The 23,626-nt window shown below is 58.1% G+C and carries 18 protein-coding genes; 13 read left to right on the plus strand and 5 right to left on the minus strand.

Annotation, left to right across the window (positions count from 1 at the left end; genetic code table 11):
- Positions 1-415 precede the first annotated feature (415 nt).
- Both glgB and NW826_RS12450 read right to left on the minus strand, forming a co-directional pair.
- Entirely contained in the window at positions 416-2,707 is a 2,292-nt protein-coding gene (gene glgB, locus NW826_RS12445; protein ID WP_414510277.1) for a 1,4-alpha-glucan branching protein GlgB, read from the minus strand.
- Positions 2,708-2,750: 43 nt separating this feature from the next.
- Positions 2,751-4,235: a dihydrolipoyl dehydrogenase family protein gene (locus tag NW826_RS12450; protein WP_414510290.1), complete on the minus strand. Its 1,485-nt coding sequence runs from the start codon at positions 4,233-4,235 to the stop codon at positions 2,751-2,753.
- A 230-nt stretch (positions 4,236-4,465) separates the two neighbouring features.
- Between NW826_RS12450 and tatA the strand changes: the two genes are divergently transcribed.
- The 9 genes from tatA (at position 4,466) to NW826_RS12495 (ending at position 16,018) form a co-directional block, all read left to right on the plus strand.
- Entirely contained in the window at positions 4,466-4,711 is a 246-nt protein-coding gene (gene tatA, locus NW826_RS12455; protein ID WP_414334994.1) for a twin-arginine translocase TatA/TatE family subunit, read from the plus strand.
- A gap of 205 nt (positions 4,712-4,916) precedes the next feature.
- A complete protein-coding gene (locus NW826_RS12460; RefSeq protein ID WP_414510278.1) occupies positions 4,917-5,735 on the plus strand; it encodes an anti-sigma factor domain-containing protein in 819 nt (272 codons plus the stop codon).
- A gap of 49 nt (positions 5,736-5,784) precedes the next feature.
- On the plus strand, positions 5,785-6,690 hold the full coding sequence (locus NW826_RS12465) for a bestrophin family protein (protein ID WP_414338878.1): 906 nt from the start codon (positions 5,785-5,787) through the stop codon (positions 6,688-6,690).
- A gap of 159 nt (positions 6,691-6,849) precedes the next feature.
- Positions 6,850-8,118: a metallophosphoesterase family protein gene (locus NW826_RS12470; protein ID WP_414510279.1), complete on the plus strand. Its 1,269-nt coding sequence runs from the start codon at positions 6,850-6,852 to the stop codon at positions 8,116-8,118.
- Between the two features lie 2 nt (positions 8,119-8,120).
- Complete coding sequence (locus NW826_RS12475) at positions 8,121-11,717, plus strand: AAA family ATPase (protein WP_414510280.1); 3,597 nt, start codon at positions 8,121-8,123, stop codon at positions 11,715-11,717.
- Entirely contained in the window at positions 11,707-12,900 is a 1,194-nt protein-coding gene (locus tag NW826_RS12480; protein WP_414510281.1) for a DNA double-strand break repair nuclease NurA, read from the plus strand. The genes NW826_RS12475 and NW826_RS12480 overlap by 11 nt, the downstream gene beginning before the upstream one ends.
- On the plus strand, positions 12,897-13,490 hold the full coding sequence (locus tag NW826_RS12485; RefSeq protein WP_414510282.1) for a hypothetical protein: 594 nt from the start codon (positions 12,897-12,899) through the stop codon (positions 13,488-13,490). Before NW826_RS12480 ends, NW826_RS12485 begins: the two co-directional genes overlap by 4 nt.
- The gene (locus NW826_RS12490) at positions 13,490-15,214 is read left to right on the plus strand and encodes an ATP-binding protein (RefSeq protein WP_414510283.1); all 1,725 of its coding nucleotides are present in this window, start codon (positions 13,490-13,492) and stop codon (positions 15,212-15,214) included. Before NW826_RS12485 ends, NW826_RS12490 begins: the two co-directional genes overlap by 1 nt.
- 234 nt (positions 15,215-15,448) lie before the next feature.
- Positions 15,449-16,018: a hypothetical protein gene (locus NW826_RS12495; protein WP_414510284.1), complete on the plus strand. Its 570-nt coding sequence runs from the start codon at positions 15,449-15,451 to the stop codon at positions 16,016-16,018.
- Between the two features lie 146 nt (positions 16,019-16,164).
- On the opposite strand, the gene NW826_RS12500 is transcribed toward NW826_RS12495, so the two are convergent.
- Both NW826_RS12500 and hisA read right to left on the minus strand, forming a co-directional pair.
- Positions 16,165-17,355 carry a M20 metallopeptidase family protein gene (locus tag NW826_RS12500; RefSeq protein ID WP_414510285.1) on the minus strand — a complete coding sequence of 397 codons (1,191 nt, stop codon included), beginning with the start codon at positions 17,353-17,355 and terminating at the stop codon, positions 16,165-16,167.
- Between the two features lie 128 nt (positions 17,356-17,483).
- A complete protein-coding gene (gene hisA / locus NW826_RS12505; protein WP_414335765.1) occupies positions 17,484-18,269 on the minus strand; it encodes a 1-(5-phosphoribosyl)-5-[(5-phosphoribosylamino)methylideneamino]imidazole-4-carboxamide isomerase in 786 nt (261 codons plus the stop codon).
- A gap of 88 nt (positions 18,270-18,357) precedes the next feature.
- Between hisA and NW826_RS12510 the strand changes: the two genes are divergently transcribed.
- Together NW826_RS12510 and NW826_RS12515 are read left to right on the plus strand one after the other, a co-directional pair.
- Complete coding sequence (locus NW826_RS12510) at positions 18,358-19,704, plus strand: 16S rRNA (cytosine(967)-C(5))-methyltransferase (RefSeq protein WP_414510286.1); 1,347 nt, start codon at positions 18,358-18,360, stop codon at positions 19,702-19,704.
- A gap of 33 nt (positions 19,705-19,737) precedes the next feature.
- Entirely contained in the window at positions 19,738-20,550 is an 813-nt protein-coding gene (locus tag NW826_RS12515; RefSeq protein ID WP_414510287.1) for a TrmH family RNA methyltransferase, read from the plus strand.
- Between the two features lie 15 nt (positions 20,551-20,565).
- Here NW826_RS12515 and recA read toward each other — a convergent pair whose 3' ends face one another.
- Positions 20,566-21,693 carry a recombinase RecA gene (gene recA, locus NW826_RS12520; RefSeq protein ID WP_414510288.1) on the minus strand — a complete coding sequence of 376 codons (1,128 nt, stop codon included), beginning with the start codon at positions 21,691-21,693 and terminating at the stop codon, positions 20,566-20,568.
- 298 nt (positions 21,694-21,991) lie between these two features.
- On the opposite strand from recA, the gene lgt reads away from it, so the two are divergent.
- Both lgt and tsaE read left to right on the plus strand, forming a co-directional pair.
- Positions 21,992-22,840: a prolipoprotein diacylglyceryl transferase gene (gene lgt, locus NW826_RS12525; protein WP_414347756.1), complete on the plus strand. Its 849-nt coding sequence runs from the start codon at positions 21,992-21,994 to the stop codon at positions 22,838-22,840.
- A gap of 3 nt (positions 22,841-22,843) precedes the next feature.
- Positions 22,844-23,470, plus strand: a complete 627-nt coding sequence (gene tsaE / locus NW826_RS12530) for a tRNA (adenosine(37)-N6)-threonylcarbamoyltransferase complex ATPase subunit type 1 TsaE (RefSeq protein WP_414510289.1) — start codon at positions 22,844-22,846, stop codon at positions 23,468-23,470.
- Positions 23,471-23,626: the final 156 nt, after the last annotated feature.

Genomic DNA, 23,626 nt, shown 5'->3' on the forward strand with positions numbered 1-23,626 from the left:
GCCAAAATGCGGGGGGCCAAAGCCGCGTCTCGAAAAGCCATCTCCATAAAGCATCTGTGTAAATCGCGTTTACTCTATCTCAGATCGGGCAGAGGAGCTGGAAAAAATCCCTTGCCGCCCGAGCGCGTTGTCTCCCTCGGCTCTTATCTTCTCACCGCCTGTTGCACGGGATCCCTGGCCTCATCCTGTGGCGGTGGGGGGCAACTCGGTCTAGCAACGGTACACGGTGCGGGTGCCTGGCTCTGACCCAACCGACTCACGGCGACGGCAGTTGCAGGAGCGGGTGGCTGCGGCCACTGCTGAAATCCTCACAAAACAAACCTGCCCCTAGTATCTTGAGTGTTATTCTTCCAATCCCCCAAAAACTGGATCCCAAGCCCTGTCCTCACAGATGCGCGGCAGGGCTGAGGGAATGTCAATTTTGGGACTCAGCCGGCTGCGACGGCTGCCATTTCAGCACCAGAGTAGAGAGGGGCGGCAGGCAAAGATCGAGGGAGTAGGGCAGGTTGTGGTAGGCCCAGTCATCCGTCCACTTGCCCCCCAAGTTGCCGACGCCGCTGCCCCAGAACTCCACCGCGTCGCTGTTGAGCAGCTCCCGGTAAAACCCTCGCTGCGGCACCCCAATGCGGTAATTCGGCCAGACCACCGGCGTAAAGTTACACACCACCACCAGCCATTCCTTGGGATTCTCTGCATAGCGGATGAACGAAACAATGCCGCGATGGTCGCTGCAGTCGATCCAGCGGAACCCTTCTGGCTTGGTGTCTTGGGTGTAGAGGGCCGGTTGCGAACGCAGCAGATGGTTCAAGCTGGCCACGTAGTGGCGCAGTTTGGCGTGGGGCTCATATTGCAGCAGCCCCCAGTCTAGATCTGCCCACACATTCCACTCGTTCCACTGGCCAAACTCCATGCTCATAAACAAGGTTTTCTTGCCGGGGTGGGTGAACATGTAGCCGTACAAAGCCCGCAGGCTGGCAAACTTATGCCAGTGATCCCCCGGCATTTTGCCCAGCATGTGGCTCTTGCCGTGTACCACCTCATCGTGGGAAAAAGCCAGCATGTAATTTTCGCTGAAGGCATACATGAGGCTGAAAGTCACTAGGTTGTGATGGAACTGGCGGAACCAGGGATCCATGCGGAAATAGTCCAGCATGTCGTGCATCCAGCCCATGTTCCACTTGAGGTTAAAGCCCAGCCCGCCCACATGGGTTGGCCAGGTTACCATCGGCCAGGCGGTAGACTCCTCGGCAATCGAAAGAGCGCCGGGGTAGTACTTAAAAATGAGGGTATTGAGCTGGCGGAAGAAGTCAATCGCCTCCAAATGTTCTCGCCCACCGTAGCAATTGGGGATCCAGTCTTTGCGGTCATAGTCCAGATAAAGCATTGAGGCCACCGCATCCACTCGGATCCCGTCGATGTGGTATTTCTCAAACCAAAAAAGGGCGTTGGCCACCAGATAGTTGCGCACCTCGTTGCGGCCATAATTGAACACTAAAGTGCCCCAACCTTTGTGTTCTCCTTTGCGAGGGTCGGCGTATTCGTAGAGGTGGGTGCCATCGAAAAAGGCCAGCCCATGCCCATCTTTGGGAAAATGCCCCGGCACCCAATCGACAATCACGCCAATGCCAGCCTGGTGGGCGCGATCGACAAAGTACATAAAGTCTTGCGGTGATCCGTAGCGGGAGGTTACCGCGTAGTAGCCGATTACCTGGTAGCCCCAGGAGCCGTCGAAGGGGTGTTCGGCTACCGGCAAGAGCTCGATGTGGGTAAAGCCCAGCTCCTTGACATAGGGGATCAACTTGTCTGCCAGCTCCCGGTAGGTGAGAAAGCGGGTGTTGGGCTTTTGATCCACCGACACCAGGTGCCCATCGGGGGACGGGTCTTCCGTGGAAGCGTGCATCCAGGATCCCAAATGCACCTCGTACACCGAAATCGGCGAGCGCAGCGGGTCGGTGGCAGCCCGTTTTTCCAGCCACTCCTGGTCGTGCCAGGTGTAGGTGTTGAGGTCGGCTACAATCGAGCCGGTTTTGGGTCGCACCTCCTGCTGAAAGCCATAGGGATCCGATTTTTCGTAGATATCCCCCCAGGAGGTTTTCACCTCGTACTTGTAGATGGCTCCTGGCCCAATGCCGGGGATGAACACGGCCCAGATGCCGCTTTCGCCCAGCCGCTTCATCTGGTGTTGGCGCCCGTCCCAGTGGTTGAAGTCGCCGATAACGCTGACATTGCGGGCGTTGGGGGCCCAGACGGCAAAGTGGACTCCCTGAACCCCATCTACGCTGATGGGATGGGCGCCCAGCTTCTCGTAAATGCGGTGGTGATTCCCCTCGTTGAAGAGGTAGCGATCCAGCTCGCCGATGTGGTTGACCTTCTCGATGGGAAAGCGATAGGGATCCTCCCATTCTTCTAGGTGCTGCCCCTCCGGATCCCAGACCCGTTGCGCCCGCAGAAAGTAGTCTGGAACCGGCGTGCCAGGCGCAAAGCGCAGCTCAAACAACGTTTCCGGGTGCAGCGGCTGCATCGGGTGGGCCTGGCCGCTGGATCGTTCCACCAGCCAAACCTGTTTTGCATTGGGCACTAGGGCGCGTACCAACCAAAAAGATTCCCCGGCCTCTTCTATCTGCTGTGGCCCCAAAACGGCATAGGGATCCTGCCATTGATTGCAGACCAACTGACCCACTTGTTCGGCAGACAGGAAAAAGCCCATCGATGAAGTCTCAGCAAACGACTGATTCCAGTCTAGCGGCCTGTCAGCTCCAGGCCCGTCTCCAGGCGAAGAACCTTTGCAGGAAGTTCTGCAAGCGGGGATTGGCGGCCAATTGTTGCTTGCGGTACTGCAGGGCCACCTTGGCATTGACCTGCGAGCGGGTGGGGTAGATGTGGATCCCTGTCAGGGCAGAGACGGGCAGCCGCCGGCTCATGGCTAAGACCACCTCGTGAATCAGCTCGCCAGCCTGGGATCCCACCAGGTGGGCCCCTAAGATCTGGCCGTTGCGCCGGCAGATCACCTTGGCAAAGCCGAGGGGGGCCGCTTCTGCCTGGGCCCGATCCACCTCGGCAAACTCCTGTTTGAGCACCATCACGTCTTTGCCGTATTGCTGCCGGGCCTCGCTTTCCGTGAGACCCACCTGAGCCAGCTCCGGCTCGGTAAAGATGGCCCAGGGAATGACCTGGTAACGCGCCCGGCTGATGGGGAAAAACAGGGCATTGACCAGGGCCACCGCCGCCTCGTAAGCCGCCACATGGGTGAACTGCGGCCCGCCGATGACATCTCCACAGGCGTAGATGCGGGGGTTGCTGGTTTGCAGCTTGCTGTTCACCTGGATCCCTTGGGGGGTGTAGCGCACGCCAGCAGCCTCTAGCCCCAGCCCTTCCACATTCGGGATCCGACCGGCAGCCACCAAGATTTCCTCCGCGCGGATCACCGCCTCGCCTGCCTCGGAGAGCTGGCCGACGGCAGAGCCTGTGCCGGCCTTGAGGTAGAGCAATTTTTCCCCCTGCTCCTGGCCAGCGCGGACAGCGCGCACCTGGGTGAGGAGGCGGATCCCGTCTTGGGCCAACTGCTGCTGCACCACCTGGGCGGCCTCCGGATCTACTTTGGGCAGAATGTGATCGCGGCTGGCAATGAGGGTCACCTCGGATCCCAGACGGGCCAGCGCTTGGCCCAACTCACAGCCCACCGGCCCCGCCCCCATCACCGCCACCGATCGAGGCAGGCGGGTCAAATCAAAGATCGATTCGTTGGTCAGGTAGCCCGCCTCGGCCAGGCCAGGCAAAGGGGGAACCGCCGGACGGGATCCGGTGGCCACCACAAAAGCCCGCGCCCGCACTCGCTTTCCCGCCACTTCAAAGGTGCGCCCATCCACAAAGCGCCCCTTGCCAAACACCAGTTCCACCCCCAGTTGGCGGAAGCGATCTGGCGAATCCGCGTGGTTGGCAATGTAGCTCTGGGTGGCGCGAATATGTTCGTACACTTTGAGATAATCCACCGCGATCCCTGCTGGGCTGGGAGAAGCAACCCAGCCGGCGGCAACAGACCGGCGCAGCCGCTGAACCGTGTGGGCCACGCACAGGAGGGCTTTGCTGGGCACACAGCCATACCAGAGGCAGTCCCCGCCTAGGCGGTCGCTGGCCTCCACCAGCAGCACCTTGGCCTGCAGTTGGGCAGCAGCGCTGGCCACCACCAGACCCGCCGCGCCGGCGCCGATGACCACGAGATCGTAAGGGACAGACATGGCGTTTGGGGGTGAGAAAATGGCCAACGGCTGCAGAGCTGAGGGATCCACAAAAACTAGCTCCATCTTATCGATCTCCTCCCAAGTCGGCCCAGGAGCGGAACGACGACAAGCTCCTGCACCAGCCAAACCCTTTCTCCAAGGGAGAAGAACTTGCTAAAGTGAGACGGATCGATCCCTTCCTAAGCTGGGTTGGTCGGCTTGTCTTGTTTTTGGGGTTTTGGGGACTTATGGCTATCCTGCTGTCGAGCGAACCTATCCTGGCCGTGAGCATCTTCGGCATGGGCCTGCCAGAGCTGGCCGTGATTGGGGTGATCGCGGTGGTCGTGTTCGGCCCCAAGAAGCTGCCGGAGTTGGGCAGCGCCTTTGGCAAAGCGTTGCGCAGCTTCAAACAAGAGATGAACAACCCCAGCAGCGATGACGAACCTGTTGCCGGCACAGAGGCGGAGAAGGTGGTCGAGAAGGACGCCGCCTGAGGATATCCCCTTGTTGTGTAGAAGCTGATCCAATAAAGTCGCATGGCCGGGATCCCGGTTAAGGGATCCGTGCCAGCCATGACAAAATAGGCCAGCTTGCCGGTGAGCTGGCTCCAGGGCTGGTGTATATTTCTGAAAAAGCTGCCAGCCTGGCGCTACCGCTTGATCCAAAGCCGGGCCGGGCAGGCGCAGCCGATGGAGGGCTATGGCGGAGCCGACCGATTTCGAGCTGATGCGCCAGATCCAACTGCGGGATCGCCGCAGCCACTTTTTGCTCAAGGATCGCTACCAGAAGCGCCTGCTGGAGATCGCGCTGGCTACCCTCAAGCAGCCTCACCAAGCCGAAGAGGTGGTGCGCCAGGTGTTTGCGTTCTGCTGGAGACATGCAGAGGCCTTCGATCTGCAGCGGGATCGCTCGGTGGCTCTGTGGCTCTACGAGTTGACGGCCTTTCAAGCCCAAGAACGCTTGCGGCGCTGGAGCTGGTTGCCCGCCCCTGCCTCCATCCGGGTCGCACCTCCTTTGTGGCCGCGACGTCTTCTCTGGGGCGGCTTGGCAGCGTTGGGGGTCTACGCGCTGGCCATAACGGCGGCCTACTGGCGGCTGGGATCCCAAATCGGGGGAGAGACAGTGGCCATTCAACGGCTCTACCAAGAGTGGCAGCGCCAACCGCAGGTGCAGAGAACCATTTTGCGGGATCCCAACTTCCGCAACCCCTTCCTGGTGCAAGCTCTCTGGTCGCCCCGTGCCAAGCAGGTGCTGCTCTTGGCTTCAGAAATGCCCCCTGCTCCTCTGGGCAGCACCTACCAACTGTGGCTGGAGTCGGAGGGAGGGGGACGACGGCTGGAAAGCGCCGGCACCTTCGCCGTCAACGCCGAGGGATCCCTGCAATGGCTCAGCCAACCCACCCCTTCCCAGCAGCCGACCCGCCTTTGGATCACCCTCGAACCGGCAGGCGGGAGCGAGTCGCCCACAGGCCCGCCTCTGTTGCAGAGCAACTTCTGGATCCCTGCCGCTCAGCCATGACCGGGAAAGACTGCAGGAATGGCTGTGGCTGTAGGATCAGGGGGCAAGCTTGCCGACATTACCCATGATTCGCCAATATCTCTCAGGAGAGGGGCTGCGTTGGTTTCGCCTGGCCCTGCAGTTGCAAGGCTCAGTTGTACCGGCAGTGCTGCCCCGCACCCTCGTCTGCAGCTTGGTTGGGGTGCTGGTTTCCGTTTTCTACAAACTGGGGCTGCCCCTGGCGTTGTCCTCGTTGGTGGCCTTTGTGCCCAACATCGTTCTGGGTTTGATGCTGGTATTTCGGACAAACACCGCCTACGAACGCTTTTGGGAGGGGCGAAAAGCCTGGGGAGCCGTGGTGAACAATGTGCGCAACTTAGCCCGCCTAATTTGGGTGGCCATTGAAGAAAAGCAGCCCGGCGATCGGGAAGAGAAAATCAAGATCCTCTATCTACTGCCCGCTTTTGCCATCGCCATGAAGCAACATCTGCGCCAAGAATTCTTGGCGGATGAGCTTCAGCCCCTCCTCAGCCCGGAGCAGTTGCAACGCCTCAAAAGCCTCAACCATCCCCCTTTGCAAATTGCCTTTTGGATCGGAGATTACCTGCAACGCCAATACCAAAGGGGCCGCGTTGAGGTCTACCAGCTTACGATCATGGTGGAGCAGCTCAACAGCATGGTGGAGGCGCTAGGGGCTTGCGAGCGCATTTTGCTGACCCCGATGCCCATGGCCTATGCCCTCCATCTGAAGCAGTTGTTGTTGCTCTACTGTTTGTCTTTGCCGTTTCAGATGGTGGAGGGCTTGGGTTGGATGACCGGCCCGATTGTCGGGTTTCTGGCCTTTATGCTGTTTGGCGTTGAAGAGATTGGCATCGAAATTGAAAACCCCTTTGGCCGGGATCCCAATGACCTGCCCCTTGATAACATTTGCAACAAGATGAAGCACAATATCATGGATCTGATCAATTTCACCTAAAGAAACTCGCGGGAGCTGTTCATGGCGGGGTTGCCTCAGCCGCTGCCTACCCCTAGTGGAGATGCCCGCGGTGAACCCGATCATTTAGAGAAGGAGATCCCCATATCTGGGCGAGGTGAGTTTGCTAAACTGTGGGCAATTTGCCGAGGTGCTCTGGAGATGGCCTGCCCAAGCTGTACATTTTTGCACCTGGCCGATGTGCATCTGGGCTATGACCGCTACGACAGCCCGGAGCGGAGCAAGGATTTCTTTTTGGCTTTTCGAGATGTTGTCCGGCGTTATGCCATTCAAGATCCGGTGGACTTTGTGCTGATTGCCGGGGATCTGTTCGAGCATCGGCAGATTCAGCCCGGCGTTCTCAACCAAGCCCAGATCGTCTTACGCGAGCTGAAGCAGGCCGGGATCCCGGTGTTGGCCATCGAGGGCAACCACGACAACCGCCCCTATGGCGTCAAGACCAGTTGGCTGAGGTACTTGGCTGATCACGGAGAGTTGATCTTGCTGGAGCCGGAAGCCGGGGAACAGGGCCTGGAGCTACGCCCCTGGTCAGGTGGGCGGGGCGGGTATCTGGATTTGCCCTGTGGGGTGCGGGTGATCGGATCCCAGTGGTACGGATCGGCAGCCCCTAGGTCGATTGAACAGTTGGCGGCGGCCATTCGACAATTGCCCCCCGGCCCAGAACGGGTGGTGTTGATGTTCCACCATGGCCTGGAGGGCCAAATGGCCCGTTATCAAGGGGCTTTGCGCTACCGGGATCTGCTGCCTTTGCGGGAAGCGGGGGTGGGCTACCTGGCCTTGGGACACATTCACAAAACCTATTCTGAGGGCGGGTGGATCTTCAATCCGGGATCCCTGGAGGCCAACAGTACCGCCGAATGGGATTTTCCGCGGGGAGCCTACCGCGTCCGCTGGGGAGATGGCCCGCCCCAAGCCGAGCTGCTACAAGACTACTATCAGCGGCCCCGCCGGCGGCTGTCTCTCGAAGCCAAAGGCCGAGAAACTCCCGAGCAAATGGTAGCGGCAGCCATTGCCCTGGCCAGGGGATCCCGTCTTCAGGAACACGAGATGGAGCCGATGGTGGAGTTGCGCCTGGTGGGGCAGGTGGGGTTTGCCAAGCACGAGCTGGACAGCCGCGCCCTACAGAAGCAGATTCAGCAGATTACCGGCGCCTTGCTCGTCCTGCTTCGCTTTGAGGCTACTCCCTTGGAGATCGGATCCGCTGCTCTTTCTCTGGAAGAAGAAGGACAAAGGCTACAAATTGAAGAGAAAATCTACAAGGATCTGCTGAGCAGCCATGCCCACTATCGCAAGCGCAGCGAAGAGCTGGCGCGGCTACTCCTGGATCTCAAAGCAAGAGTCTTAGATGGACAAGGCGAAGCGGAAGTATACGCTCACCTGAGGGACGCATTTTTGGGGGAAGAAGACTGACCATGCGGATCCTCTCTCTGGCTCTACAGAACTTCAAGTCGCACGAGGACGCCATCTTCACGTTTGAGCCAGGCATTAATGCCATTTGCGGAGAAAACGGAGCGGGCAAAACCAGCATTCTGGAGGCCATTGCCTGGGTTTTGTTCGACTACTGCCCCTACAGTCAAGAAGAAATCATTCGCTCTGGCGCCAGTGACGCGGTGGTGACCGTGCAGTTTATCTCCCAATGGGATCAGCGCACCTACGATGTTCGCCGCAGCGTTAGCCAGGGATATCGCCTCTTCGATCCGCAACTGAAGCAGCGCCTGGAGTATGAGCGCAAATCCGATGTACTGCCGTGGCTGAGGCAACATTTGGGCGTACCTGCCGGTACCGATCTGGCGCGGCTATTCGCCACAACGATTGGGGTGCCCCAAGGGACTTTCACAGCAGACTTTCTCAAAACAGGTCGAGATCGCAAAGAAGTTTTCGATCGCATCTTAAAAGTAGAGGAGTACCAGCAAGTAGCCAAAGATCTGTTGGCGGTCGAAAAATACAGCGAAGCACAAGTCCAGGCGATTCATCATCAAATTGAGTTGCTGCGTCAACAGCTACAGGAATGGGATCCGCTCCAAACCGAGCGGCAGAAAATCCAGCAAGAACTAGGTCATTGGCAAGGGCGCTTGAGTCAGTCGATTCACACCCTGGATCAGGCCAAGATTGAAATTGAGCGACTGGAGAAATTGCTGGAGCAAATCCAAACTTTGGATCACCGGATTGCCCAACTGGAGCAAAAGGGATCCCTGCTGGATGTATCTCTTAAGCAGGCGGAAAAGCTGTGGGAAGAAGCCAGGCAAGCCCAAGCACAACAACAGCAGTATCAAGAGGGATCCCAGCGCTTTTTGGCCATAGAAGCTCAGTTGCGGGAGCTGGAAAAACAGCAACAGCAGCGCTTGGAGTGGTTGAAACAACGCGATGCCTTGCTCTTGCAAAAGCAAAACATTGAAAACCAACTGGCCAGACTGCAAGAAAAGCTGAGCCAACAACAGCGCTGGAAGCAGGAGCTGGAGGAGCTGACTCCGCAAATTCAAGCCCAAGAAGAGCTGGAACATCAACAGATCTATTGGACTCAACAACTCAACACTTTGCTACAACTGCACCACGAATGGGAACAACTCCGGGCAGCATGGACAGCCCATGCCCAGCGGTGCCAACTCCTGCAAGATCGAGTGCAAGAGGCGGAGCAGGCACAGGTCATTTGTCAGCAGCATCAGACAGCCCACAACCGTTATCTGGAGCTGGAAGCCCTCATCGCCGATCAGGAAGCGCTGCGGCAAGCCCGACAAACCCTACTGGCTCAGCGGGAAACTTTGCAACATCAACTCCATCAACTAGAGCTGCGGGGATCCGAATATCAGCATCAGCTCCAGATTTTTCAAAAAATGGCGGCAGAAAAACTTGAGCTACAGCCTCTATGCGAACAGCAGACTGCCCTAGAGCAACGCCACTTCCAAATCAGCCAGAAGTTGGCTTCTTTTCAGACCCTGCGCCTTGAACTCAAACAACGGGAAACGGAACAGGAACAAGGCCAAGTTCAATTGGAACAACTCCAACTCCAACTGAGACAACGGCAGGCAGATTTGGATCGCGTAGCCGCCATTCCTACGCTCGAAGCTCAACAGGAGCGCCTGCAAACTCAGCTCAGCCGCATTGCTGCAGCTCGTCAATTTCAACAGGAGCTACAAGCCATCTTTGAGCAGGGCTCGAATCGCTTTGCTCAACAGCACCACAGCATCCAACAACTTCTGAGCCAATTGGAAGCGCAGCAACACAATTATCCCCAACTTCAACCTCTGTGGCAGCGGATCCCGGAAGTGCTTGCCCAATCTTCAGCGCTTAGCCAGCAGTTGCTCCAGTCCATCCATCACATTTTGCAAGATCTGGCTCCCCAAACTTCCGAACCCCAACTTCATCAGCAGTTGGCCGACATCCAAAAACAACTCAGGACTTTGCAACCCTTGCTCGGCCTAACCGCACAAATCCCCGATTTGGAAGCCCAAGTAGAACGGCTGCTGCAATTGCAAGCTGAACGGCAAAGCCAAATTGATGACCTTCACTGGAGCCTTGAGGCCGAGCCAACCTTCCTGCGGCAACAACAGGAAATCGGTCAGGCGCTCCAAGCCCTGGGGGATCCCAAGGGACAAATCCAACGTCTGGAAAAAGAGCTGAATGGCAAGCCCAGAGTGGAGCAAGAATACCAACAGCTCACAAAGCACATCCACCAACTCCAGCAACAGCTCGAAAATCTGGAACGACAGCTTGAGCCTTTTCGGGATCTAGAGGACAGAATTGCCGATTTGCGGGAGGAGCAAAAAGGCCATCGCAGCGGCTATGAAACCGTTATTCGCTTGCAGGCCCTTGCCCAAAGCTTGCCGCAACGAAAAGAGGAACTCAAAACCGCCCAAGCGCTACTGGAGCAGCTGCAAAAAGCTGGTCAAGAGAAACAGGCCCAAATTGGCCAATGGGAAAGTGCTCAAGGTTCAAGGGATCAACTGCAGGCTCAAATCGAAAAAGCGGCTGAAGCCTTGAAATCTTTGGGGGATCCCAGAAGTCAAGCCGAGCGGCTCAAAGCAGAGTTAAAACAGGAAAAGCAGTATTTGCAAATGCAGGCCGAGTGTCTGCAGCAGCTTCGGGATTTGGAAGCAACGCTCGGCCCTATTGACGAGGCCCTATCCCAAACCGATCACCTGGATCGAGAGCTGGGATCTCTACAGAAACAACGTGAACGATACCGATTGGATCACGAGCATTATCTGCGGGCCGAGCCGATCGCCAAATTGCTTCCCGAACGGGAACAAAAGCTGGCCGAGCTAAGCGCCCAACAACAGGAGTTGCAAGCTCAACTGTCCCAACTGCGGTTGCAGCGGGATCCCTTGGCTGCTCTGTATCAACCACAGGAGCATGAGCGCCTTCGAGCCCTTTTGCAGACCACCCAAATCCAAAAAGCCGAAGCTCAAGCCCGGCTGGAGAGCTTAGCTCCTCAACTGAGCAAAATCCAGGAAAGGTTGCGGCAGCTGGAACAGGTCAGGGAAAGCTTAAAGCAGGTTGAGGCAGAAAAAAATGAGAAAGAACGCCTACATCGCTTTATCAAATTTAGCCGAGATACCTATAAAAAGGCTGGCCCTCAAGTTACCCAGCACTACCTGCAGCAGATCAACGATACCGCCGATCACCTCTTCCGCGAAATTCTCAACCGCTCCAACATCACCCTGACCTGGGAAACCGACTATGAGATCTGGGTTCAGGAAGCCGGCAGTCGTAAGCGACGGTTTGCCAGCCTTTCAGGAGGGGAGCAAATGTCAGCGGCCCTAGCGGTGCGCTTGGCTTTGCTCAAGGTGCTGGGGCAACTGGACATCGCCTTCTTTGATGAGCCCACCACCAATATGGACGCCCAGCGGCGACAGCGGCTGGCAGAGGCCATCACCAATTTGCGATCTTTTCAGCAGCTATTTGTAATCAGCCACGATGATACCTTTGAGCAAGTAACGGAGAACATCATTCGGGTGGAGAGGCACTCCGGCTCTGACCAGATGAGGAGGGATCCCACCTATGGTGTTTAGAGCCGACCGGATCCTGGCGGTACTGCAACAAAAGCGAGAAGCCTTTGCCACTTTTGATCAAGGGCTATCGGAGCGCAGAGAATGGTATCGGCAGGCCATGGAAAGCTTGTGCCAGTGGTCGAGTTTAGAGATTGCCGAAAAAATTGCTCTATTCTCTTTTCCAGGTGCTTTGCCCACTGAGGAATGGGATCGTTACTCCAGTTGGAAGATCCCTTTTGAGAAAGAATGGACTAACTATGAAGAAAGCTGTGAATGGGCAAGGTCGGTTATCAAAAACATTCCCACCTTCGCAGTAGACGGATCCCAGATCTATCCCAGCAAGGATCTGTCTATCCCGGTGGCCTTGGTGCAGATCGGCTGGTATGAGAATCATCACTGTGCCCAAGGCCTGTATGAGAAAGATATTCAAGTCGATGTACTGACTCCAAAGGATTTGGGATCCGATAGCAGCGGCGAGCCTAAAGAGCGCGTTGTCAACATGCGCCGCTTTCAAATGGAAATCGAGAGGCTTGTAGAATATATTCAAAAATCTCGACCTGGATCCCGGAAATTGGCCTTTTTAGATGGGGCGTTAGTGGCTACCTTCGCGGAAGCCCTTGAGCCGGAAAGCCGAGATTTCTACGTACAGTGTTTGCTCCAGCTACTGCGGGCCAGCGAGCAAAACCGGATCCCCATCGTTGCCTACATCGACACCACCTATACCTCGGATCTGGTGACATTGCTGCGGCATTGCTTCGATCTTCCTGAAGCTCCTCAGCTCCACGATGCCCAATTGCTCAGCCCCTGGCTGGAGTGGGGGGAGCGCACGCCTTTTTTTATCTGCGCTCGTGGCGGCAGCCTCAACCCTCAAGATGGGATCCTCAACTCCTACCAAGAAATGCGGGAGCGAGTGGGATTTGTTTATTTGCGCACCAACAACAACTTTCCGGCCCGGCTGGAGATACCGGTTTGGGTTTATGAGGCAGGACTTTTGGACTGGGTGGTGGATCTGGTGCGCTGCGAGGTGATCATTGGAAGAGGCTATCCTTATGTGCTGGAGACAGCCGATCAAATAGCCGTCATTCGCAACGAAGATCGCAACCTTTTCCTGCGCCTGATGCAAGATTGGGCAAGCCGCGAGAAGCTCAGCCTCAGGTTATCTCAGAAAACGGTGAGTAAACTGCAGCGGAGGCGGGTTCGATGAGATTGGGCAAGGTGGTTCGCTCCAACAATCACTGCGACTACGTAGTGCAGGTGGATGACGTCTTAGAAGTCAAGAATCCTCCCTCTCCCGACGACTATGGCTTTGGCAGCTTTGTTAAGCTGGAGAGCGATCAACGGCACTGGGCTGTGGGTCTGGTCTATAACACCCAAATTGTCAACCCACTCTTTCTCAACTCCGGCCCACGCCTTTCCAGCCAGCCGGATCCCTATTTTTCCCCTGATTTACAAAACGAGGTGCGCACACTGCTTTCGGTGGTTCTCATCGGAGCTTTGGACGAAGAGCGGGGCTGTGGCCGGCAAGGGATCCCGCGCGTGGTGGTGCCCGTAAACACACCCGTTTTTCGCATGGGCCAAGAAGAAATCCTACGTTTTCACCAAGATCCCCAAGGTCAAACCCAGTTTTCGTATTATGGATTGCTCTTGAGCAGCGGTGGCAACTTTGCTGACCACCTTATTTATCAAGTCTTGAACGATATCATACCCATGTTTTCCGATCCAGCCCAACAGCGGGCCCTGCAAATTCTAAGCAAAGAATTGGCCTGGAAAATGACCGTAGGAGCGATGCGCTGATGACCAAAAAAACTGTAGGGATGCCTCAGCCCTCTGAGAATGGGCGCTATCCAAAAGCTGTTTTCTCCTCTGATGAAGAGGCCCCAGAGGTAATCGGCACCGTCAAGGGCCCCGGTGAAACCCCCAACCAATATGTGTTTATCACTTCCAATACCCAAGCCGTAAGGGTAGGCGATTTTGTCTACTATGAAGTGCGGGATCTCCAGTCCCAGACCCTGCAAATCCTAGGCAAAATCAGCCAAGTCCAGCTTTTGGATCACATTCCCGATCGCATCTTTGCCGACACCGAGATCGATCCCAGCACCATTGTGGCTTTAGTGGGCTTTACCCATCCCAACCCAGAAATCTACGCAGTTACCGTCGAGGTCATCGGCTATTTTCACCGCGCCATGGGCTTTATTAACCCCCGTCGCCCTCCGGATCCCGGTGCCAAAGTCTTTTTGGCCTCCAATCGTCTGCTGAAATCGATTTTGAACAAACGGGATGAAACAGCCATTGGGGGCGCTCACTTGGGCAGTTTGCTGTTGCGCGATGAGGGAGCGGTGCCCGTGGTGCTGGATGTCAAGGAAATGGTTAGCACCCATCTGGCTATTTTGGCAGGGACGGGATCCGGAAAATCCTATACGGCGGGGGTCTTGATTGAAGAGTTGATGTTGCCCAAAAACCGGGCTGCTGTTCTTATTTTTGATCCTCATGGGGAATACCATACGCTGGCAGAGATGCAGTCCCACCCCAAGTTTTTGGGCGAAGACGGCTACCGCCCTAAGGTTAAGGTTCTCTCCCCACAAGAAATTAAGATCCGCGTGTCTTCTCTCAACTTTTTCGATATCCTTACCCTCCTGCCAGAGACCACCGACCGGCAGAAATCTTTCCTAGAGAAGGCTTTCCGCAAGGTTACCCAGTTTAATCCAGTACGTTGGACGATTCAGGATCTGATCGACGCCGTCAACGAAGCGGATTCCAAGGAAGATGGATCTCAAGGATCCTCAGCACCTGCCCTGGAGTGGAAGCTGGAGCAGATCGATCGCTCTCCCTATTTCAGCAATGTAGAACACCTGGCTCCAAAGGATTTGTTTGAGCCAGGGCAGGTAACCATCTTACAAATGCACGAGATTAGCCAGGAAGAGCAGCAGGTGATTGCCGCTGCTATTCTGCGCCAGGCCAATTACGCCCGCATTAACACCCATAAAGGCAAGATCCAGCCGGGGGATGAAAATTACCTGCCCTATCCTGTTTTTATCTTGTTGGAAGAGGCCCATCGCTTTGCCCCTGCCCACGAGCCTTCCCGCTGCAAGCAGGTGTTGCGCACCATCCTTAGCGAAGGACGCAAGTTTGGACTGGGAGTAGGTCTCATTACGCAACGCCCCGGCAAGTTGGACTCGGATATTCTGTCGCAATGCATGAGCCAATTTTTGATGCGAATCGTCAACCCTTCCGATCAAGAAAACCTGCGCCACAGCGTTGAGGCTGCCGGACGGGATCTGCTCCAAGAATTGCCGGCTTTGAGCAAGGGTCAGGTAATCGTCTCCGGTGTGTGTGTCAATACCCCTGTTCTGTGTAAAGTGCGGCAGCGCTACACCCAGCATGGTGGCGAAACCCTAGATATCCTCGGCTTGTGGCAAAATCACTTTCAGGCGCATCGCCAACGGGATCGCCTGGCCCAATCTGCTCCCCTTAAGCCACGCTCTCAGCCTCAAGTGGTTGAGGGATTGAGTATTGACTAGAGATCCTCAAAAGCTGAGGTCAACCAGCAGCCGAGCATCCTGTCTATAAATGTTGAGTCAAAAAATCCATGCAGTTTAGAACGGTTCATGACCGTCCCTTGTAGGTTGCGAAACTTCCCAAGTGCTCCGGGATCCCAAGCTTTTCTGCTCAGGAGAGATGAGCACTGCAGCTCAAAAAAAAGTTTCACGACCATTTGGAACGCTAGTTTGCTGCCAGCGGAGAAGAAAGTTGTGGTGAGGAAACACGCTCTTTGGCGAAGTTGGGTGGGCATTGCCGCTGTGGCTCTACTGGGATCCGGCCCTGCCTATGCCCAGTTGCGGCTGATCCCTGAGGCGGCGCGGCAGGTCTACGCGGCCTTGCCAGATTTGCCGCTGGAAAATGGCTATACCCCCGTGAACCCCAATGACGGCGGCCCCGCGCCCGAGGAAGATACCTTGGTGCGGCGGATGATGGTCTACCACCTGCAGGTGGTCGGTCGCTCTCCTACCGACCGCTTTGACTGGCAACTGACGCTAGCGGACTATTTGGACGCCAATGAGCCGATAGTTGCCCAGCGCTACCCGGGTGCCGAGCGCCTGACGGTTAACCCCTATGCCCAAGACAAGGCAGCCGTGCAAGCCCTGACCCGGCAACAGCGACAGGCCCTGCTGCGGGCCATTCTGCTGGCCTTCGGCGGGGATCCCGATCCCAAGCCCCTGTACATTCCCACCGCCTTGAACCCTGTCCCTGCCCCGCCCACCCCAGAACCGCTGCAACGCTTGCCGATCCCCGGCGCTGGATCCGCCGACCTACTCCGGCCCTAGAGGCGACCCCTCACTCCCAGCCCCTCTCCCTGAGGCCCTCACCCCCAGCCCCTCTCCCTCAGGGAGAGGGGAGCTAGGACTTGACGTAGCGAGAGGCTTCGTCAGTTATATTCCAGTGGCCATAGCTTTTCTGGGAAGTGCTCCCCTCAGCCCAAAGTCTTTCCGGTGTAGTTTTCAATGCAGCGCAAGAACAGCTCCACGCCAATGCCGAGAGCAGCTTCATCAAAGTCAAAGCGGGGATGGTGATGGGGATAATCTAGTTCTTTGGCAGGGTTGGCGGATCCCAGGAAAAAGTAGCAGCCGGGCACCTCGTTGAGGAAAAACGAGACATCTTCCCCGCCCAGGGTCATCTCAGGAACGATCGCGGCTTCTGAACCAAACACCTGGCGGGCGGCTTGTTCTACCAGGGCTGCTATGGCAGGGTCATTGTGAACCGCCGGATAGCCCCGCTCGTACTGGAACTCGTAGGTGGCCCCGTAGGCTTGGCAAATGCCGGCCACGATTTCTTCAATACGCCTTGCCAGCAAATCCCGCACTTCCGGCTGAAAGCTGCGCACGGTGCCCCAAATCTCTGCCCTGGGAGCGATGACGTTGAAAGTATCGCCGGCCCGGAAGCGGCCCACCGTCACCACCGCCGGCTGCAGTGGATCCACGTTGCGGGAGACGATGGTCTGCAAAGCGCTCACAATGTGGGATCCGACCACAATGGCATCCACCGTCTGCTGGGGAAGAGCGGCATGGCCGCCCCGTCCAATGACCTCGATTTGAAAGCGATCGGCAAAGGCCATCGAGGGGCCACTTTTGACGCCAATGGTGCCCAGAGGACGGTTGTTCCACAGGTGTAAGCCGAGGATGGCTTCTACATCTGGGTTCTTCAGCACCCCCGCTTCCACCATTGGCTTGGCTCCGCCGGGACCTTCTTCAGCGGGCTGGAAAATGACTTTGACAGTGCCTCTGAGGCTTTGGCGCTGCTGCTGCAGCAGCTTGGCGGTGCCCAGGGCAATGGCCGTGTGGCCATCATGGCCGCAGGCGTGCATAACGTTGGGGATGGCGGAACGGTATTCGACTTCGTTGGCCTCGTGAATGGGTAGGGCATCCATGTCGGCCCGCAGCGCCAAAACCGGCCCTGGCTCTTCTCCCGCGATGGTGGCCACAATGCCGGTGTGGGCGATGCCGGTCTGGTGCGGGATCCCCCAACTTCTCAGGCGGTGGCTGATGTAGGCGGCAGTTTGCTTCTCTTGGAAACCCAGCTCTGGGTACTTATGCAAGTGGCGGCGCCAGGCCACCAACTCCGGCTGTAAGGCTTGAACGGCGGGGCGAAGGGCGGGAACTTCCATAAACGCCTAGACAAGAGTCAGCCTGGGGAAGAGCTTCCTTCCCAGTTGGTTTCCCAGAAGCTGTTTAGTTTAAAGTTACATGTCGGTTTCATAGAGTATGGCAAAAATTTTGCCAGGGCTGTTTCTTCCTAGGCCCACCGGGATCCCGTTTCTGGCGGCAGATCTTGCCAGCGGCCCGGCCCCACGGCGCGCAACGCCTCCGGCAGGGAGATGGCTCCTGAGTAAAGGGCCTTGCCCAGAATGGCTCCGGCCAAACCCGGCAAGCTCAGCAGGGCAAGTAAGTCCGTCAGCGAGCCGATGCCCCCAGAGGCAATCACCGGCAGGCGGGAAACAGCCAGAACCTGCCGCAACTGCTCCAGGTTGGGGCCGGCCAGGGTTCCGTCCCGGCCAATGTCGGTGTAGATGATCCCGGCAGCCCCTTGAGCTTGTACCCGTTGCACCAGTTCGGTGGCCGGCAGGGGGGTGGTGTTCAGCCAGCCGCGGGTAGCCACCTGCCCTTGGCGGGCGTCAATCCCCACCCAGATGCGTCCTGGCAAGGCCTGGGTCATCGCCTCTAGAGTGTTGGGATCCTCCACAGCGACAGTGCCGACGATCACCCGATCTACCCCCAAGTCCAGCAACTGCCGCGCCTGTTCGAGAGATCGGATCCCGCCCCCCACCTGCACCGGGATGGCCAGTTTGCGGACGATGTCTGCAATGATGGGCAAGTTAACCGGATCCCCGCTTTTGGCCCCGTCCAGGTCTACCACGTGCAGGCGAGGCGCCCCTTGGGCAGCCCAGATTTCTGCCTGCTGGATGGGGTCGGCGGCCACCTGTTCCGCCTGGGCGTAATCGCCTTGGTAAAGACGCACGGCGCGGCCCTGCAAAAGGTCGATGGCGGGGATCACCTCGAGAAAGACACTGGCGTGAGGCATGATGGGATCCCTGGAGAAGAGCTTTTCCAGTATCGCCCAGCGGGGATCCTGGACAAGGGCAGCGGATAGGAAAACCTTTGGGGCGACCATGAACGCGCGTCAACTGGCCCTCTTGGCTCTGCAGAAGATCGAGCGGCAAAACGCCTACGCCGACCTGGTGCTGGAGCACCTGTTGGCCCATAGCCGCCTGATCCCCGCCGACCGGCACCTGGTCAGCGAGCTGGTGTACGGCGTTACCCGCCGTCGCCGCACCCTCGATGCCCTGATCGACTGCTTTGCCCGCCGCTCTGCCCACCAGCAACCGCCCGACTTGCGGCTGATTCTGCACCTTGGCCTTTACCAACTGGCTTTTCTGGATCACATCCCCCCCAGCGCCGCCATCCACACCAGCGTGGAATTGGCCCGCCAGGTGGGCCTGGGATCCCTGACAGGGGTGGTGAACGGCATCTTGCGTGCCTACCAGCGGCAAGCGTTGGATGGGGCGGAAAAGGATCCCCTCAAGCCCTTACAGGACACGCTGCCCACGGATCCGATTCAGGCCTTGGGGATCCGGCACAGCTTTCCCGACTGGCTGGTGCGCCTCTGGTGGGAGCGCCTGGGGCCAGCCGAGACCGAGCAGTTGTGCGCCTGGTTCAACCGAGCGCCCCACCTGGATCTGCGGGTTAACCCGCTGCGGGCAGATGTGAACAAAGTCATTCAAGCCTTGGCAGAAGTGGGGATCCCCGCCTCACCCATCCCTGAGGTGCCGGGCGCCCTGCGGCTAGGGCGGCCTGCCGGCGATATTAGGGCCCTGCCGGGCTTTGCCCAGGGCTGGTGGAGTGTTCAGGATGCCAGCGCCCAGCAGGTGGTGCATTGGCTGGATCCCCAGCCAGGGGAACGGGTGATCGACTGCTGTGCCGCCCCCGGCGGCAAGACCACCCACATGGCCGAGCAGATGCAGGATCGCGGCGAGATCTGGGCCCTGGATCGCCATCCCCACCGCCTGCGGCGCCTAGAGGAAAATGTGCAGCGCTTAGGCTTGCGCTCGATCCGTCCCCTGGCCATCGACCTGTTATCCCTGAGCGCCGCTGCCGAACCCCCCGCACCCCTGCCCCCCTGGCAGAGCGCCGACCGGGTGTTGCTGGACGCTCCCTGCTCCGGCCTGGGAACCCTGCACCGCCATGCCGATGCCCGCTGGCGCCAAACCCCCGATCAGGTGCAGGAGCTGGCCCATCTGCAGGGTCGGCTGTTGCAGGTGGCAGCCCGTTGGCTCAAGCCGGGCAGACTGTTGGTGTACGCCACTTGCACCCTGCATCCTGCCGAAAACGAGGCGGTCATCCAGTCTTTTCTGAACCGGCATCCCCACTGGGCCGCCGAAGGGGATCCCCTGCTCATCTGGCCCCATCACCAGGATCGGGATGGATTTTTTATCCAACGGCTGCGCCGCTGCGATTAAGCCTTCCCCGTCCCATCTCTCCTCTTCCTCCGCATGGCTTCTGAGCTGCTCACCAGCCCAAAAAACCCTTGGATCCGGCAGTTGCGGCAGTTGCACCGCAGCAAAGGCCGGCGGGAACAGGGCGCCTTCTTAATAGAGGGATCCCACCTCCTCGAAGAGGCGCTGGGGGTCGGCTGGCCTCTGCGAGCTGTCTGCTACACCTTCGATTGGGCCGAGCGTCATCCCCAGTTGTTGGCCAGCCTGCCCCAGCATCTGCGGCGGCAGGCCGTCAGCCTAGAAGTGATGGCGGCCCTCTCTACCACCGAGTCTCCGGAAGGGGTTTTAGCTGTGGCCGTTAGCCGGCAAATCGCCTCCCCTCCCCCAGAGGTGTTGCGCCTGGGCTTGGTGGTCGAAGCCCTGCAAGATCCAGGTAATTTGGGATCCCTGATCCGCGTCGTGGCGGCCACCGGAGCCGATGGCCTCTGGCTAAGCGCAGACAGCGTCGATCCGGAAAACCCCAAAGTCCTGCGGGCCTCCGCCGGCCAGTGGTTTCGCCGCCCGCCGCAAGTCTTGCCCGACCTGCCCACCTGGATCCAGGCCTGTCGTCGCCAAGGGATCCAAGTTTTGGCCGCCACCCTCTCCCCTCTGGCCACCTGCCATTGGGATCACGACCTCACCCGGCCAACCCTTTTTCTCTTGGGCAACGAAGGGGCTGGCCTAAAGGCATCCACCATCCAGCAGGCCGATGCCCAGGTGCGGATCCCGATGGCCGAGGGCGTCGAATCCCTCAACGTGGCCATGACAGGGGGATTGCTGCTCTACGAAGCTTTGCGCCAGCGGCGAGCCCAGTTGAGAGACACAGCTTGAAGAGCCGCCCTCGTTTCACAACTCCTCATCTGCAAAGATGGGGGCCTCAATCTCTTCCTGCTCTCCCTCCTCCATCCCCTCCGGTCGGCTGGCAGAAACCGTTACCCCTGCAGAAAGTTTTTCCCGCACAGCCGCTTCCACCTCCGCCAGGATCTCCGGCTTTTCTTTCAGGTAAACGACCAGATTGTCTCTCCCTTGGGCCACATTCTCCTCTTTGTAGCTGTACCAGGAACCGCGTCGTTTGAGAATGCCCATCTCCTCAGCCAAATCGACAATGCAGCCGATGTTGGAGATGCCCTGGCCGAAGATGATGTCAAATTCTGCCCGCCGGAAGGGGGGAGCAACTTTGTTTTTCACCACCTTGACCCGCGCTCGGATCCCGTATTCTTCAGCACCTTTTTTTAGAGTTTGCACGCGGCGAATATCCAGCCGCACCGACGCATAGAACTTGAGGGCATTGCCGCCGGTGGTGGTTTCCTGGGGGCCGTAGCCCATGCCGCCGATTTTGGAGCGCAACTGGTTAAGGAACAGAACAATTGATCCGGTTTTGCTGACGTTGCCGGCAATCTTGCGCAGTGCTTGGCTCATCAGGCGGGCCTGTAGTCCCATGTGGGCATCTCCCATATCCCCCTCGATCTCGGCGCGGGGAACCAGCGCTGCCACCGAGTCCACCACCACAATGTCCACAGCAGCAGATCGCACCAGTTGATCGACGATCTCCAAAGCTGCCTCCCCCGTGTCTGGCTGGGAGATGAGCAGATTCTGGATATCCACCCCCAAAGCTGCTGCATAAGTGGGATCCAGCGCGTGCTCGGCATCCACAAAGGCGGCTGTTCCCCCTCGTTTTTGCACCTCGGCAATGGCGTGCAGAGCAACCGAGGTTTTCCCAGAAGATTCCGGCCCGAAGACTTCGATGATTCGCCCCTTGGGGTAGCCACCGCCCATGGCCAAGTCGAGGGTGATAGCGCCGCTGGGTATGGTCTCCACCCGCATCTGGGCCGCATCTCCCAAGCGCATGATCGCCCCTTTGCCGAAATTGCGCTCGATCTGGCCCAACACCTGATCCAGAGCTTTGCGTTTCTCCGACTTCAACTTGTCCAAGTCGTCTCCATTGTTCACGGCAGAAGCTTTGCTTCGGGTCATGGCCAGCACCCTCCCCCAGGAGTTGCGGTGGAAAATCGAGCCTGCATTCTAACATTGTCGCCTTGTTGCCCTCAGCGGATCCCTCTTCTCTGTATCTCCCTCCAATTGCAGTCAGCTCGCACCTTGCCTCAGTTCCCAGCTCCCCTCTCCCTTAGGGAGAGGGGCTGGGGGTGAGGGTAGCTCCCTTAGGGAGAGGGGCTGGGGGTGAGGGGATTCCTCAGGGAGAGGGGCTGGGGGTGAGGGTCGCAGAATAGGTAGAGTGAGCTAGAAAGACCAGTTCAGGAATACCGCCGTGCTCATGACCCTGGTGTTGCAATCCCCCGGTCCAATTGTGTTCACCTGGGGCCCCTTCAGCCTGCGTTGGTATGGCCTGCTGATCGGCTTAGCCATGGTGCTGGGCTTGCTCCTGGCCCGCCACCTGGCGGCACGGCGCGGTCTTCCCCCCAATTCCATGTCTGATCTGCTGCTGTGGCTGGTGGTGGGATCCCTGCCCCTTGCCCGTTTTTACTACGTGGCTTTTGAGTGGGAGCGATATCGAGATGGCCCTTGGTGGAAAGTCCTGGCCCTCTGGCAGGGGGGGATGGCCATCCATGGCGCTTTGCTGGGGGGCAGTGCGGCACTTTACCTATTTGCCCGCCGGCAGCGGCTGAACTTCTGGCTGCTGGCCGATTGCATCGTTCCTTCCCTCAGCCTTGGCCAGAGCATCGGTCGCTGGGGCAACTTCTTCAACAACGAGGCCTATGGAGAGGTTTTGCCTCCGGATAGTTCTCTGTGGATCCAGCTACAGCTCCCCGACGGATCCCGTGTGCATCCCACTTTTCTGTACGAGTCCCTCTGGAACTTGGGCCTCTTCGGGATCCTGCTCTTTTTGAGCTATCGGCGTCAGCCTCCGCCTGGTAGCCTCCTGGGTCTCTACCTGCTGGGGTATAGCCTTGGACGCTTCTGGATCGAGGGGCTGCGCACCGACAGCCTCATGCTGGGGTCCTTGCGAGTGGCCCAGGGAGTGAGCCTGTTGCTCATCGGAGCTGGCTTGGCCGTGATGCTGACCGCCCAAAGACGTGCTTCTGCTCACCTAAGCCCAGTGAGGCCCTCACCTGATCTCTCGACAGGGATCCCCACCCCTGAGCACCCCTCGAAGGAGCCGTAAGCCATGGCGAGCGCACGAGATGAAGAGCTTTGGCAACAAGCTTCTCCTCTGGTGTTGCCCTCTGCCGCTGCCACCCAATCGCTGGCGGCCCTGGTAGCCCAGGCTGCCGTTCGCCTCCTTGACTCTTCAGGCCAGCAACACAACCCCCAGGGCAGGAGCAGGATAACCCCCCCTCCCGGCCTAGTGATCCTTCTAGAAGGGAACCTGGGCAGCGGCAAAACCACCTTTGTACAGGGCCTAGGCCAGGGCTTGGGGATCCCTGAACCCATCGACAGCCCCACCTTCGTGCTGCTCCAGGAATACCACACCGGACAGATCCCTCTTTTTCATTGCGATCTCTACCGTCTGGGATCCCCCTCTGGCGGAGCCGAGTCCTCAGCTCTCGACGATCTGGGGCTGGAAGAACTTTGGAGCCAAGCTGGGATCACCGCCATCGAATGGCCTCAGTACCTGCCCTACTTGCCAGCAACCTACCTCTGGCTGCGCCTAGAACCCGATCCTCAGGCAGAGGGATCCCGCCTGCTGTACGCCAAGGGCAGGGGATCCCAGCTCGCCCACCTTTGGCAGCAAGTTCTCTCTCGATTCACCCAGCAAGACCCTGAAGAGAACGGGATTCTCTTCTCCTCCTGAAAAGGGATCCCGAACCCACATGGACTTACCCTCAACCCAAGCAGCCAGAACTCGGCCAACTGTCAATATACAAACAGTTTCTATTCTTTCCTTTTTCCCTATCTCCGCCGAAAAAACTTTGAGTTATCTCTTGACGGGATGAGTTTATGGGGGTTA

The organism is Synechococcus sp. OH20 (genome assembly GCF_047502685.1).
Classification (GTDB): Bacteria; Cyanobacteriota; Cyanobacteriia; order Thermostichales; family Thermostichaceae; genus Thermostichus.

Bases quoted from the DNA above. Each gene is read 5' to 3' on its own strand.
- glgB (WP_414510277.1), bottom strand. From the start codon at position 2,707: ATGGGCTTTTTCCTGTCTGCCGAACAAGTGGGTCAGTTGGTCTGCAAT.
- NW826_RS12450 (WP_414510290.1), bottom strand. From the start codon at position 4,235: ATGTCTGTCCCTTACGATCTCGTGGTCATCGGCGCCGGCGCGGCGGGT.
- tatA (WP_414334994.1), top strand. From the start codon at position 4,466: ATGGCTATCCTGCTGTCGAGCGAACCTATCCTGGCCGTGAGCATCTTC.
- NW826_RS12460 (WP_414510278.1), top strand. From the start codon at position 4,917: ATGGCGGAGCCGACCGATTTCGAGCTGATGCGCCAGATCCAACTGCGG.
- NW826_RS12470 (WP_414510279.1), top strand. From the start codon at position 6,850: ATGGCCTGCCCAAGCTGTACATTTTTGCACCTGGCCGATGTGCATCTG.
- NW826_RS12475 (WP_414510280.1), top strand. From the start codon at position 8,121: ATGCGGATCCTCTCTCTGGCTCTACAGAACTTCAAGTCGCACGAGGAC.
- NW826_RS12480 (WP_414510281.1), top strand. From the start codon at position 11,707: ATGGTGTTTAGAGCCGACCGGATCCTGGCGGTACTGCAACAAAAGCGA.
- NW826_RS12485 (WP_414510282.1), top strand. From the start codon at position 12,897: ATGAGATTGGGCAAGGTGGTTCGCTCCAACAATCACTGCGACTACGTA.
- NW826_RS12490 (WP_414510283.1), top strand. From the start codon at position 13,490: ATGACCAAAAAAACTGTAGGGATGCCTCAGCCCTCTGAGAATGGGCGC.
- NW826_RS12500 (WP_414510285.1), bottom strand. From the start codon at position 17,355: ATGGAAGTTCCCGCCCTTCGCCCCGCCGTTCAAGCCTTACAGCCGGAG.
- hisA (WP_414335765.1), bottom strand. From the start codon at position 18,269: ATGCCTCACGCCAGTGTCTTTCTCGAGGTGATCCCCGCCATCGACCTT.
- NW826_RS12510 (WP_414510286.1), top strand. From the start codon at position 18,358: ATGAACGCGCGTCAACTGGCCCTCTTGGCTCTGCAGAAGATCGAGCGG.
- NW826_RS12515 (WP_414510287.1), top strand. From the start codon at position 19,738: ATGGCTTCTGAGCTGCTCACCAGCCCAAAAAACCCTTGGATCCGGCAG.
- recA (WP_414510288.1), bottom strand. From the start codon at position 21,693: ATGACCCGAAGCAAAGCTTCTGCCGTGAACAATGGAGACGACTTGGAC.
- lgt (WP_414347756.1), top strand. From the start codon at position 21,992: ATGACCCTGGTGTTGCAATCCCCCGGTCCAATTGTGTTCACCTGGGGC.
- tsaE (WP_414510289.1), top strand. From the start codon at position 22,844: ATGGCGAGCGCACGAGATGAAGAGCTTTGGCAACAAGCTTCTCCTCTG.